Raw genomic sequence first — 13,764 nt, forward strand, 5'->3', positions numbered from 1 at the left:
TTAATTAAACTCAACTAATTATTATTTGAATGTGACATCAAAGCGATCAAGGTTCATCACTTTTGACCAAGCTTTAACAAAGTCTGTTACGAATTTGTTTTGAGAATCTTTCGTCGCATACACTTCCGCTAAAGCGCGAAGTTCAGAATTCGATCCAAAAATCAAGTCCGCACGTGTCGCCGTCGCGCGTGCCGCACCCGTTTTCTCATCCGTTCCTACGAACTCTTCTTTCGTTGCATTCGCTGGCTTCCAAGTCGTTCCCATTTCTAATAAGTTCACGAAGAAATCATTCGTTAACGCATCTTTCTTTGTAGTGAAAATACCGTGCTTCGAACCATTGTAATTCGTGTTCAAGGCACGCATACCTCCCGTTAACACCGTCATTTCTGGTGCAGTTAACGTTAATAATTGCGCTTTATCTATGAACAATTCTTCCGTTGATAACGTATACTGCGTTTTCAAGTAGTTACGGAAACCATCCGCCATTGGCTCTAATAATCCGATGGAAGCGATGTCCGTTTGTGCTTGTGTGGCATCCATACGACCTGGGATAAATGGCACAGTAGTCTTCACACCCGCATTTGCAGCTGCTTTTTCTACCGCAGCAGAACCACCTAAGACGATTAAGTCTGCGATCGATACTTTTTTCTTACCTGCTTTCGCGTTGAATTCTTGTTGAATTTTCTCTAATACAGCTAAGACTTTCTCTAATTGCTTTGGATTATTTACCTCCCAGTTGCGTTGTGGTAATAAGCGAATACGCGCTCCATTAGCCCCACCACGGCGATCTGAGTGACGGTAAGTAGAAGCCGAAGCCCAAGCCGTCGAAACTAATTCGCTGATCGATAAACCCGAGTTCAATAACTTCACTTTCAAGGCTGCAATATCTGCCGCGTTAATCACTTCATGATTCAATGCAGGGATTGGATCTTGCCAAACCAATTGCTCCTTCGGCACTTCTGGTCCTAAGTAAGTAGAGCTAGGACCCATATCGCGGTGCGTTAATTTGAACCAAGCTTTGGCAAAAGCCTTTGCATATACTTCTGGATTATCTAAGAAGTTACGAGAGATTTTCTCGTACGCCGGATCCACGCGTAAAGCGATATCCGTTGTTAACATCGTAGGCTTGTGGAAGGTATTTTTATCAAATGCATCAGGAATAATGTTTGCGCTGTTTTTCGCAATCCATTGGTTCGCACCCGCTGGGCTTTTCTCTAAAGACCACTCATTGTTGAACAATAAGTGCAAGTATCCGATACCCCATTGTGTAGGCGTCGACGTCCAAGTCACCTCTAAACCAGACGTGATCGCATCTTTTCCTTTACCTGATTTGTACGTGCTTTTCCAGCCTAAACCTTGCTCTTCGATTCCGGCCGCTTCAGGATTTTCTCCTACGTTTGTCGCTGGACCCGCACCGTGTGTTTTACCGAATGTGTGACCACCCGCGATTAACGCAACAGTCTCCTCATCATTCATACCCATACGGCCAAAAGTCTCGCGAATATCTTTCGCAGAAGCTGCCGGATCTGGTACACCATTAGGACCTTCTGGGTTTACATAAATTAAGCCCATTTGAACCGCCGCTAATGGATTCTCTAATTTGCGACCCTCTGAATAACGGTTTTTATCGTCTAACCATTTCTTCTCTGATCCCCAATATACGTTCGCTTCTGGCTCCCATACGTCTGTACGACCACCCGCAAAACCAAAGGTTTTGAAGCCCATTTGCTCTAGAGATACATTTCCTGTTAAGACCATTAAGTCAGCCCAAGAGATTTTATCACCATATTTTTGCTTGATTGGCCATAACAAACGACGCGCCTTATCTAGGTTTGTATTATCTGGCCATGAGTTCAATGGAGAGAAACGTTGTTGACCTGCGCGAGAACCGCCACGGCCATCGCCTGTACGATACGTACCTGCACTGTGCCAAGCCATGCGAATGAATAGTGGACCATAATTGCCAAAGTCAGCCGGCCACCAATCTTGTGATTTAGTCAAGACCGCTGCGATGTCTTTTTTCAAGGCAAAGTAGTCAAGACTCTTAAATGCTTTGATGTAATTGAAGTCTGGGCCCATCGGGTTTGACTTCTCTGAGTTTTGGCGAAGCATGCCCACGTTCAACTGGTTAGGCCACCAATCTTTGTTTGTCGTTCCAGACGCTTTCATTCCCGTGTGAGGATTAATTCCAGCGTGTGGATTCACTCCAGCTGCTGCGTGAGGATTCGCACCGCTACCGTGTGGATTAGCAGCCGCCGCGTGCGGATTCGGATAATCTTGCGCGAAAGTTGCTGTGGAAGCAAGGACGCCGCAAAGGAAAAGTAGTTTTTTCATGATTCTTGATTTTTAGTGGTGCCAAATTAGTGGCAAAAAATGGATAGAGAAAACTGAAATTTTCTATATTTGACATAGATATTATCTATAACAATGAATATACATCAATTAGAATACATACTGGCCGTTGATCAATTTAAAAGCTTCTCGAAAGCAGCTGATTATTGTCATGTTACGCAGGCGACTTTGAGTGCGATGGTGAAAAAGCTGGAGGAGCAATTGGATATCGTCATTTTCGATCGAAAGGCAAACCCCATTGCGACTACTGAAAATGGTAGAGAGATCTTAATGCAGGCCCAGCAAGTGGTGGCCCACGCGAACGCGTTATTATCTTCCTCTAAGGCGATTAATCAAAAAGTAGAGGGACGCGTTAAGATGGGTGTTATTCCTACGATTGCGAGTTCGATGTTGCCGCTAATTCTGAAGCATTTGGTGGAAAAATATCCTTTGTTACAGCTAGAAGTGTACGAAGTGACAACAAATCAACTGATCAAGGATTTACGTGAGGGGAAATTAGATGTAGGTATTTTAAGTACACCCATTGCCTCGACGGAGGTGGAAACGGAGCTTTTGTATGTGGAAGATTTGTGTGTTTATGGGCATTTGCCATCAGGAAGTCGTTCCATTGCGAAAGCTGATTTGGCCAAACAGCGGATGTTTTTATTGCAAGAAGGGCACTGCCTTCGGGATCAAATAATTCAGCTGTGTGATTTGAAGAAGAACAAGTCCTTGCCCTCTAATTTATCAGTCGAGTCGAATACGTTTGACACCTTGTTAAATCTCGTGGACGAATTCAACGGATTGACGGTCTTGCCAGCATTGTATGTAGGCCAAATGAGTGAAGCCAGACAAGCGCATTTAATTGGATTAACGGATGGATCTTTAACACGCGAAGTGAGTATGGCGTACTACCGCCCCTATGCGAAATGGAATATTTTGAACCGTTTAAAAGCCGAAATTACCGCTAAAGTGAATGAGCGATTGAATTCTTAAACCTTGCCGTAAATTTCCACCTATGGAAAATCAAATCATACAACAGATTGCAAATCCGGCTGCTTTAGAGCAATTATACCGGTCTAATCCGACAGCTTTTTCGCGCGCCTTTCAAGTCGTTTACCCACAAATTTCTACTTCACTAACGGCGCAAGTTTGGCACGAACGCTTAGCAAAATCTTCCACCTCTTGGGGAGTAAAAGGCGATTGGATTTTACTGACTATTCTCGCGTCTATCGTTGCTTTTTTAATGCAGATGCCAGATCTGTTTTCGATTTCACACGATCTTTATTTCCCCCGAAATATGTCATTTATTGTGATGCCAGGTATTGGAGCCTATTTTGCGTACAAGCAAGGTTTGACATTAAGACAATTAGCAGCGCCACTTTTAGTGCTGTTATCCTCTATCGTTTTTATTAATCTTTTACCAGAAGGAAGTACCACGCTAATTTTGACCTGTCTGCATATTCCACTTTTGATTTGGCTTGTAGTAGGCTATCTTTTTGCGGGAAACGATTCAGCAAAGCGAATGGAATTTCTACGTTACCACGGGGATCTTGTCGTGATGACGGCAGTAATCGGATTAGCAGGAGGCTTGTTTACGGGATTAACGTTGAATCTGTTCAAACTTATTGGCATCACGATAGAGGACTTTTATTTTCGGTATTTAGTACTCTCTATTTTGCCTTCAGTACCTCTTTTTGCCACTTTTTTAGTCCGTCAAAACGGGAGTCTCGTGAGCAAAATCTCCCCTGTGATCGCTCGTATATTTACGCCTTTGGTGACGATCACGCTGGCTCTATTTCTAGGGGCGATTATTTATACGGGGAAAGACCCCTATAATGATCGAGAATTCTTAGTTGTTTTTAATGGGATATTGATTGGGGTGATGGCTTTGATTTTGTTCTCTTTAGGCGAAGCTACGAAGGCGAATGCTTCTCGCGTGCATCAGTATTTCTTGTTCGCCTTAGCGGTGTTAGCGATCATCGATAATGGGATTGCTTTGTCGGCTATTGGATATCGACTGTTTGAGTTTGGGATAACGCCAAATCGCATAGCGGTACTGGGAAGCAACGCCATTGTGATGCTGCATTTGATGCTGGCTACGAAGAAGCTTTGGGAGTTTTTGAAGGGCCAAAAAACGCTCGAAGAAGTCGAGCTCGGAATCACCGCTTACTTGCCCCTTTATGCCATATGGGCGGCGATAGTCAGCTTCATGTTCCCGCTGATTTTCCAGTTTAGTTAATAAAAAAAGGCCCGATATTTTCGGGCCTTTCTATTTCTATTGCATTTGCATTGAGTCCATTCCGCCACCGGAATTGTTCTTTTTCATTTGGCTCATGTCGAATTTACCGAAACGAAGCGAGAACGTCAGACGAATCATTTGCGGATTGGATAGGCGGTAAGATGCCTGTGAGAATCCCTCCCCGAATGAAACGCGGGTGTTTCCACGGGAACGGGTTAGGTCATTAAACGCTAAGGTCAAAGAAGCCATATCATTTTTCAAGAACGACTTTTTGATCGCTAAATCGATGCCAAAGAAGGGCTCAATATATCCCTGCGATGAACTTTGCGTCTGCATACCCGGAGGGCCCTGCATTCCTTGGTTCTGTGTGACTGGCACATTCGTCTTGCCTTGGTAATCGCCAGACAATTGGATGCTCCATTTTTTGGGCAAAATAAACGTGTTATTTAACTTACCAAAAACGGACCAAAGCGGATCGTTCACCTGCGTCGCATCGATGTTCGAGATATTGATTTTGGAATTATACATATTCACGTTCGCTGTCAAATCCCACCAGGTTTGTAATTTGTTCGTGTAAGTGAATTCTAAACCATAGCTAATGCTCGAATTCGCGTTCACAAATGTGTTAATCAAATCCAATTTACCATTGATCGGATTCGTCTCTTGTTTCAAATAACGCGTGATCAAATTGTCCGTGTATTTATAATAACCAGAAACCAAGAAAGTCGCAGCGCCTTGTGATTTGCTATACGAGAGCTCGCCAGATGTTGTGAACTCTGGTACCAAATCCGCATTTCCACGTTGAATATTCAAGCTGTCGCTGTAGTCCACAAAGGGAATGATTTGGAAGAAATTAGGACGATTCACACGTCGGGTGATGCTTAATTGCAACTGATCGGTCTTCGATAAATCTTTCTTCAAAAAGATCGATGGGAATAAGCTAAGCGGGTATTTATTGCTGAATGCCTGGTTTGTATTCAACAATTTCCCCTCGTATTCCGAGCTCTCGCCACGTAATCCGATTTTGTAGGATAGTGTTTTACTCGCCTTTCCGGAGATAGAGAAATAAGCTGCGTACACTTTATTGGTACTCTCATAGTTCGTGGATGCTGACGTGATGGTCTTGTAGACATCTGAACCGACTGGTTTTAAGGTATTCGTGTTTTCATTTGCTAAATCATTGATCTGCGCACGTAATCCCGTTTCGATTGTACCCTCATTTTTAATCGGTGTTACATAATCTAATTGAACGGTCATAAAGGCGTTTGTTCCAGAGCCTAAATTCTTCTGAATTTGTGTTCCTGTGATGGCATTATTCTTTACATAATCTGTCGTAAACGTACCATCACCTTTATTTGTTCCGCCAAAGTAGTTCAAATCCCCTGTTAATTCTCTTCCCGCTTTCGGGTAAGTATGTTTGAATCCTGCTTGGAATCCAGCCGGTTTAAACTCGCGGGAGCTCTCAGAAACGCGGTGACTTAAGGTAGTCAGCCCATTCACAGAACTCGAAATATACGTGTCCTCTGTCGGTTTAAATTGACCACCTCCACCAAAGAAAGCGCCCAAAGTCAACGTAGTCCGATTGCTCGCCGCATAATCCGCTGAGACACGCGGAAAAAACATCACCCCTTGTGTCTTGTTATCTGATTCTTGGCTGACAGAAGACAAAATGCCCCCTAAATCACTCGAGCGCACACTATTTCCGATGGAATTATTGCGCACACGCATGTTCATCAAGGTTGCCGTTAAGTTCCATTTGTTCTGTTGGTAACTGAAATTCCCCATGATATTCGAACCGCCAAAACGATCCGCCCCCACGTTCACCATTCCATTATAACCATTCTTTTTGTTCTTCTTCAACACGATGTTGATGATACCCGCCATACTTCCAGAGGCGTCGTATTTCGCAGAAGGATTCGTGATTACTTCCACTTTCTCGATGATGTCAGCCGGGATTTGATCCATGGAAAGACTTGTAGGACGACCGTCGATAAACAAGGTTGGATTCGCATTTCGCACTTTTACGTTTCCGTCGATATCCACCTGAACGGATGGGATATTACGCATCACATCAATCGCGGTTCCCCCAGTCGTTACTAGGTTCTGCGCTACATTAAAGGATTTTTTATCGATGTCCATTTCGACCAAAGACTTCGTCCCCGTCACCACGACATTCTCTAATTCTTTCGAATCCTGTGCTAATTTTATGTTCCCTAAATCTTTCTCAAATGCCGCCATCATCTTCATCATGTCAGGCTGAACACCTGGTTCCATTTTAGGCATTTCGAAAGCAACGGTTGCTTCGTAGTTCTTGTAGCCGACGAAAGATATTTTGATTTTTAAACGCGCGTTTACCGGAATTTCCTTGAAGTTAAAGTCACCATTTAGTTCGGCTGTTTGGGCTTTAACTAGGATGTCTTTCGCTTGTTTTGTTGCCGGATCTACCGTTATTTTTAGTAAAACAACCGAGGCAAATTCAACCGGTTTTCCCGTTTCGTCTATGACTTTTCCGAAGACGTGACCTTGGTTTAAATTAGCTCCCGGTCCGCGGGCGCCAGCTCCAGCCGGAGGACCGCCTGGTACTTGGGCAAAAACAGAAAGGGAAAGGAGCGCGATGAGGGCAGTAGCAAGTATTTTTCTCATTAGGTGGATTGATTTCAATAAAATTGTACCACAAAGGTACATTCAATTCTATGAATAGGCCATTTTTTCTGCCTGACGGTCGATTGTAGAGATGAATGATGGATATTGTGCGAGAAAAGGTTTTTCTTTACAGGATGAAAAAGCTCCTTTTATTCTTCGTTTTGGCTTCCTTCGTAGCGGCCGCACAAACTAAACCAGCTGGAAAACTTGATCCGACAAAACCTGTTTTGGTCTTAGAAAGCTCCTGTGGCACGTGCAACTTTGAGATGAAAGGAAAGGGCTGCTTTCTCGCAGTGAAGTTCGACGGCAAGGCGTATGCGGTAGAGGGGACGGGACTGGACGATCACGGTGACGCTCATGACGAAAAGGGTTTTTGTATGGCGGTGCGAAAGGCCAAAGTGCAGGGCAGTTTGAAAGGAGACAAATTTGTTGTGACCTATTTCGAACTATTAAAAGCAGAATAGCGTATCTTTGCAACATGAAAAAGGCGTGGATTTTAAAGCTCATCTTTATTTGCAGTTTTGTACTGCTAGGCGAGCGTGTATCTACGTCTCCCAATTTTCTGTCTTCATCCCGCGCTTTTCTACATACCACCATTGATCATTCTGACGCCATTGTGGCCATTGAATTAGAGGATGAAGTGGAGGATGAAGCCCTTTCATTTTTCAGTTTGCTGTCCACGTTTGAATGGAAAGCAACCCCCTTTTTCTTGATTCTGTTTTTTGCGCTTATTCTGAATGCGCAGCATGCACAGGCAAAAATCCCCTCATATTTACGTTTTCATAATTTAAGACTGTAGTACAATTAGACCTTTTCCTTTATTCAATTCGTCTAAATTATACCAGTCTATCTTATGAAAAAATTCCTTTTGTTGATCCTTGCGATCAGCCCTATTTTGCCTGCGATGGCGCAAGCAGATAATGAAGCGTTAAGATTTAAATTGAACGAAAGTGGGACCCATTATTTTCAGGCCACTTTATTGAACCAGGCTTGGTTGCGTTCTACAGAAAATAATCCGGGGACAACCGTGGAAGGAAATCTGGAATCGCAGTCGACAGATATCGGTTTACGTAGAACGCGGATGCAGTTGTTTGGTCAGATTACGGACCGAACGTTTATTTATTTTCAGTTTGGCCAAAATAATTTCAACGCCCAATACAACTCCACTTCGAACCGCAAAATCGCGCCTTTCTTCCACGATGCCCTAGGTGAATACCGGCTTTCCGATAAAAATCAATTGAAAGTGGGTGGAGGCTTGAGCATTATTTCAGGCTTATCTCGTTTTTCACAACCCAGCATCGGGACGATAACGACGATGGATGTGCCCGTATTTGCACAAACCACCGTGGATCAAATCGATCAGTTTTCGCGCAAATTAAGTGTCTATGCTAGGGGCCAAATCGGGCACTGGGACTACCGTTACATTCTTAGTGATCCTTTCCCTATCACGTCGAACGGCCAAACGCCACCGGCGCTCGCACCGGTTTCGAACTTTGCGTTGAAGGGTCACAACTTACAACACCAAGCGTACTTGATCTATCAGTTTTTTGACCAAGAAGCTCACACGACTCCTTACATGACAGGGTCGTATGTAGGAACTAAAAAGATTGTCAATATCGCTGGAGGATTCATTTACCAAAAGGATGCCATGTGGAATAAAGCCGCCGCCTCGCCAGATACAACTTATCAAAATATGGCCCATTGGGCGATTGAAAGCTTTGTGGACATTCCGTTAAACAAGGAAAAACACAGCGCGCTGAATGCCTACATCGGTTATTTCAATACGAATTACGGCACGAATTATTTGCGCTATAATGGGGTGATGAATCCGGCGAATGGAACCACTGCGACGGCGGCTAACTCGATCAGCGGACATGGTCCGGTGTATGGCAATAGTTACCCGATGTTTGGAACGGGTTCGGTGGTCTATACGCAAATTGGGTATTTATTGCCATCGAAAAATGCGAGTATGTCGAATCGCTGGATGCCCTATGCGTCTGCGACTTTGGCATACTACGATAGACTGAATGGCTTCTCGAATAACACCTTTAACGCGGGGATCAATTACTATATTCAAGGCAATAAATCGAAGTTAAGTCTAGACCTTCAAAACCGCCCGAGCTTCCAAGTGAGCCAAGGCGAGCTAGTGAAAGGCCAACGCTTAAATTCGGTGACGCTGCAATTTCAATTGTTTATTTAATGAAGAAGGGCCTTATTTTTTTACTGATTTCCTTTGCAGGTTTCAGTCAACAGAACTTCTTTAATGTGCCGAGTTCGGATATTACGAAGGCAAAACATGTGTTTTTCCAGCAACAATTGAATTTCATTAACGCCGGATTTCAGTCGTCCACGACTTTCTGTTATGGCTTGGGAAAGAACTATGAAATGGGGTTGAATGTGATCGGTGTGACCGTTGATTACGCAGCCTCCTTAGCCGATAACGCGGGAACTTTTATTGTACTGAATGGGCAAAAGAAATGGGATGTTTCGCCTGTATTTTCTACCGCACTTGGCGGCCAAATTGGCTTAAGCTCATTGGCTGATGGGGGTGCATATGCTTATTCGAATGGGGTTTATAAACTAGAGCATACGAAATTAGTGGGCGGGATCTATTATTCCTCTGATGCCTATTTCGGCCCAGAAAGTCGGGGGTTCAATGCCTCAGGAACGCTGGATAAATTTGGTTTTCAAGCGGGAATAGAGCGGAATCTTTGGAAAGAAAAACTCTTATTTCAAGCTGATTTTATTAGTGGAAGGCACTCATTGGGCGAAGTCGTTTTAGGCGGGGCCTATTTTATTTCTAAAAATGTGGTGCTTTCTGCCGGCTACCAAATTCCCACAATGGGCAGCAAATCGCAAGATGCGGTGGTGTTTGAAATCACGTATATCCCCCTTTAATGTCGCACAAGAATCGCCATTGGTCTCATGGAAGACGACTAATGGCGATTTTGATTGAACTTTAACCTTATGAAGAAATCACTACTTTTTTTACTGCTTTTCGGATTTCACGCTTTCTCGCAAAGCTCCATTCAATCGCGCATCGTCGATAAAAAGGCGCCGGTTGAATTCGTGAATGTGCTCTTGTACAGCGCATCGGATTCAGTGAAAATTCTGAAATACGCGACCACCGATAGTGCTGGGGTATTTAAATTATCCGGTTTAGCAGCAGGGAAATATGTCTTGAAAACCCAGATGATGGGCTTTGTGTCGACTAAAATTCCAGTGTCATTGTTGGAATCACAGGCTTTGCATTTGGACGATATTTCGCTGCAAACGGATAGCAAGATGTTAGCTGCTGTCGAAGTACTTTCTCAGAAGGAATTAGTCCAAAAAACAACCCAAGGTTTCATCGTCAAAGCGAAGGATAATTTAACGCAAGCCGGAGGTTCTGCGACAGATTTATTGAAAAGTATTCCTACCGTAGTAGTGGATCCAGATGGCGCGATTACGGTGCGCGGAAAGGGCCCACTCATTTTGATTAATGGGCGCACCTCTGGGATTTCATCGACCGATTTAATTCCGGCCAGTAGCGTGGAAAGTGTGGAAATTATTAACAATCCATCAGCTCAATATGACGCAGATTCAGAAGGTGGGATTATTAACATTACTTTGAAAAAGGCGGCGAAGAGTGGTACGAATGTGTCGGCTTCTGTGGGTGGCGGTTTTGGCGCGAAAGGCCGCGGGAGTGCTGCATTTAGCCTCAATCGATCAGTCGGAAAGTGGAATGTAGGACTATCCTATGACATGCGTTTTTCTGAAAGGACTCGTAAGGCGAACACGACGCGGACGAGTTTTGATCAGCCTTTGGATTATTTATTGCTTCAAAACCGGAATGATATCCGCACGGAAAGTACGCAGAATCTCAAGTTCAATGTAGACTATGCGGCATCGTCGCACGACCTTTTCAATTTTGAGGTTTTATCGAATATCGAAGGACAGGATAACGATGAAGTTTTGGGATCCCAATTCTCCACCCAATTAGGCGCATTTAACTCGCGGAATATCCGGGAATCCATTGAATTAGAGAAAGGATTGGCCATTGAATTTGCGGGGACTTACAAGCATTTATTTGCCGACAAAAAAGAAAAATTAGTTATTAACGCGAGTGCTTCCATCGGTCGCGATAACCAAGATACGGACATCAATACAAAGTCATTGACGGAGAGTGGAACGACCTACGGCTCTACGTTTTTACAGCGTACGTACAGCTATGCGAAGCCACAAACGACTAATTTTAAAGTGGATTATGCGAAGCCAATTTCTTCTTCTACCACTCTTGAAACAGGGTATAAAGGAATTTACAGAGCGAACAATATCGACTTCCAAAACCAAACGTTTATCGGTTCTAGCTATGTAAAAAATCCTGCTGTGAGTAATATTTTTGACTTCAAAGAGCAAATTCATGCGGCCTATGTGCAGATCAAATCGGAGCCGTCAGCTTCATTTAAATATGATATAGGTTTGCGCGCGGAGAAAGTGATGAACGAAGGAACCTCGATTTCGAATTCGTCCATTTCATTTCAACGCGACTATTTCAACCTGTTTCCCACAGCGAATTTCGCTTATTTCGTAAACAAATCGGACTTCCTGAAATTCAGTTATAGCCGCCGCATTAACCGCCCCGGTTTAGGGGAGTTAAATCCCATGATTGACATCACCGATTCCTTGAATCAGCACGGTGGAAATCCGTATTTGAAACCGGAATTAGTGAATGCGTTCGAGGTAGGATACAACAAAGAGGGAGAGGGCTGGAGTTTATCTAGCAGCGCCTTTTATCGTTTATCGAATAATATCATTCGCACCTATATTGATTTGAAGCCGAATGGAGTAGCCATAACGACTCCGCAAAACTTTGGCAACGCAACGACTTATGGTGTAGAAGAAATTTTGGACTGGTTTCCGACCAAATTTTGGAGTGTGAATACGAGCCTCTCGCTTTTTGACCAAAAGATTGATGGCAATGTCGTGAGCACGGATGTGGCAAATGAAGTGGTGAGTTGGTATGGTAAAATGATTCACAACTTTACGCTTTCGAAGCAATCTAAATTGCAAATCATTGGTGCTTATAACGCGCCCACGGCAATGGCTCAAGGGACGAGAATGGCTGTCTATAATGTGGATTTAGGCTTCCAGACTAAGATTCTAAAAGGCAAGGGTGGCTTAGGAATCGTAATTAGCGACGTCTTTAATATGCAAAGCAGCGGATGGGACCTTTCGGCGGCTAATTTTGCATTGAATAGAAAGATGAAAGTAGATACACGCGCGGTATTTGTTACGTTTGCTTATTCTTTTGCCAACATATTCAAGGAATCATTATTGGATAATTTATTCTCGAATAACTAGATATATTTACGTCCAATCCCAAACAAAATCGTGTTCGCTAGCACCGCACAACCCACGATGATGATGGCCATCGTGAACGGCGTTCCATCGAAAAGCAAACCCACTAAAGTAGCACAAACTGCGCCCCAAGCCATTTGAATAGAGCCTAGCATCGCTGAAGCTGTTCCGGCACCCCGATGGAAAGGCTTTAGCGCAAGGGTCGCTACGTTAGGAAAATTGAACCCTTGGCAACCCATAATCAGGAACAAAAGGCCAATATTTAATTCCATTGAAAGTAGATTTAGCTTCGCCAAAACCGATAATAAAATTCCTAAAATCAATTGTGTAGGGAGCGTCACTTTCAAAATCTGTAAGCTCGAATACTTTTTCAAAACGACACGATTCAATTGACTTGCGGAGATAATACCCGAGGCAACGATCGCAAAAATGAAACCAAATTTGGACTCATCCACACCATAATAGGTCAAGAAAGTGAGGGGTGCACCACCTACATAGGTAAAAATACTTCCGGCGCCAATGGCCCCAGTGAAAGCGAAAACTAAGTATTCTTTTTCTTTAAATAAGGCTTTATATGCTTTCAAAATGGTTGTGATGCGGAACGGTCCACCGTGTTCGCGATTGGTCTTCTCAGGCAACCAGGATTTGATCAAGAAAATGATCACTAAAAGGATGAAAGCTAAGACTAAAAAGATAGCTTTCCAGCTCGCAATCGTCAATAATAAACTACCTAATGACGGAGCTAAAATAGGGGAAACCCCTAAAATCAAGATCATCAAGGACATCACTTTGGGACGTTCTGATTCCTCAAACGTCTCACGAATGACGGCGTTAGGCGCCACCATTCCTACGCTACCTCCGAGAGCTTGAAACAAACGAAATAGGACTAGCATTTCCACTGAAGTCGAAAAAGCACAGGCAACGGAACTCAACACGTAAATCGATAAACCAATATACAGCACGTTTTTACGACCGAAATGATCTAATAATGGACCGCTGATTAATTGACCTACACAAATCCCGAAGAAGAAACTGGAAAGCGTATAGCCCATTTCTTCTTGCGAGCAGTTCAGCGCTAAAGCAATGTTTTTGAAAGCCGGTAAATACATGTCAATGGACAAGGGCCCAATGGCTGACAAGATTCCAAGTATTAAGATAATTTTCGTGCGGTTTGCAGAAGTAGGCATTATAGAAGGGGTATTTTTAGA

10 protein-coding genes are annotated in these 13,764 nt (G+C 43.6%); 7 read left to right on the plus strand and 3 right to left on the minus strand.

Annotated features, from left to right (window positions below; all coding sequences use genetic code 11):
- Positions 1-21 precede the first annotated feature (21 nt).
- Positions 22-2,169, minus strand: a complete 2,148-nt coding sequence (katG, locus tag SKC35_RS07420) for a catalase/peroxidase HPI (RefSeq protein WP_377978944.1) — start codon at positions 2,167-2,169, stop codon at positions 22-24.
- A gap of 258 nt (positions 2,170-2,427) precedes the next feature.
- Here katG and SKC35_RS07425 point away from each other — a divergent pair, with 258 nt between their 5' ends.
- Both SKC35_RS07425 and SKC35_RS07430 read left to right on the plus strand, forming a co-directional pair.
- Entirely contained in the window at positions 2,428-3,327 is a 900-nt protein-coding gene (locus tag SKC35_RS07425) for a hydrogen peroxide-inducible genes activator (RefSeq protein ID WP_377978753.1), read from the plus strand.
- A gap of 22 nt (positions 3,328-3,349) precedes the next feature.
- Positions 3,350-4,573 (plus strand): hypothetical protein, encoded by a 1,224-nt coding sequence (locus SKC35_RS07430; RefSeq protein ID WP_377978754.1) that lies wholly within the window; start codon positions 3,350-3,352, stop codon positions 4,571-4,573.
- A 36-nt stretch (positions 4,574-4,609) separates the two neighbouring features.
- Here SKC35_RS07430 and SKC35_RS07435 read toward each other — a convergent pair whose 3' ends face one another.
- The gene (locus SKC35_RS07435; RefSeq protein ID WP_377978755.1) at positions 4,610-7,216 is read right to left on the minus strand and encodes a TonB-dependent receptor; all 2,607 of its coding nucleotides are present in this window, start codon (positions 7,214-7,216) and stop codon (positions 4,610-4,612) included.
- A 134-nt stretch (positions 7,217-7,350) separates the two neighbouring features.
- Here SKC35_RS07435 and SKC35_RS07440 point away from each other — a divergent pair, with 134 nt between their 5' ends.
- From SKC35_RS07440 to SKC35_RS07460, 5 genes are all read left to right on the plus strand, one after another.
- Entirely contained in the window at positions 7,351-7,680 is a 330-nt protein-coding gene (locus SKC35_RS07440; protein WP_377978756.1) for a DUF6370 family protein, read from the plus strand.
- Positions 7,681-7,694: 14 nt separating this feature from the next.
- The gene (locus SKC35_RS07445) at positions 7,695-8,015 is read left to right on the plus strand and encodes a hypothetical protein (RefSeq protein WP_377978757.1); all 321 of its coding nucleotides are present in this window, start codon (positions 7,695-7,697) and stop codon (positions 8,013-8,015) included.
- Positions 8,016-8,069: 54 nt separating this feature from the next.
- Complete coding sequence (locus SKC35_RS07450; RefSeq protein WP_377978758.1) at positions 8,070-9,416, plus strand: hypothetical protein; 1,347 nt, start codon at positions 8,070-8,072, stop codon at positions 9,414-9,416.
- Positions 9,416-10,114: a hypothetical protein gene (locus tag SKC35_RS07455; RefSeq protein ID WP_377978759.1), complete on the plus strand. Its 699-nt coding sequence runs from the start codon at positions 9,416-9,418 to the stop codon at positions 10,112-10,114. The genes SKC35_RS07450 and SKC35_RS07455 overlap by 1 nt, the downstream gene beginning before the upstream one ends.
- Before the next feature lie 69 nt (positions 10,115-10,183).
- Entirely contained in the window at positions 10,184-12,559 is a 2,376-nt protein-coding gene (locus SKC35_RS07460) for a TonB-dependent receptor (protein ID WP_377978760.1), read from the plus strand.
- Here SKC35_RS07460 and SKC35_RS07465 read toward each other — a convergent pair.
- Entirely contained in the window at positions 12,556-13,743 is a 1,188-nt protein-coding gene (locus SKC35_RS07465; protein ID WP_377978761.1) for a multidrug effflux MFS transporter, read from the minus strand. The two genes, SKC35_RS07460 and SKC35_RS07465, sit on opposite strands and share 4 nt — an antisense overlap.
- Between the last annotated feature and the right edge of the window lie 21 nt (positions 13,744-13,764).

The sequence above is a fragment of the Aquirufa originis genome (assembly GCF_042714495.1).
GTDB lineage: Bacteria > Bacteroidota > Bacteroidia > Cytophagales > Spirosomataceae > Aquirufa > Aquirufa originis.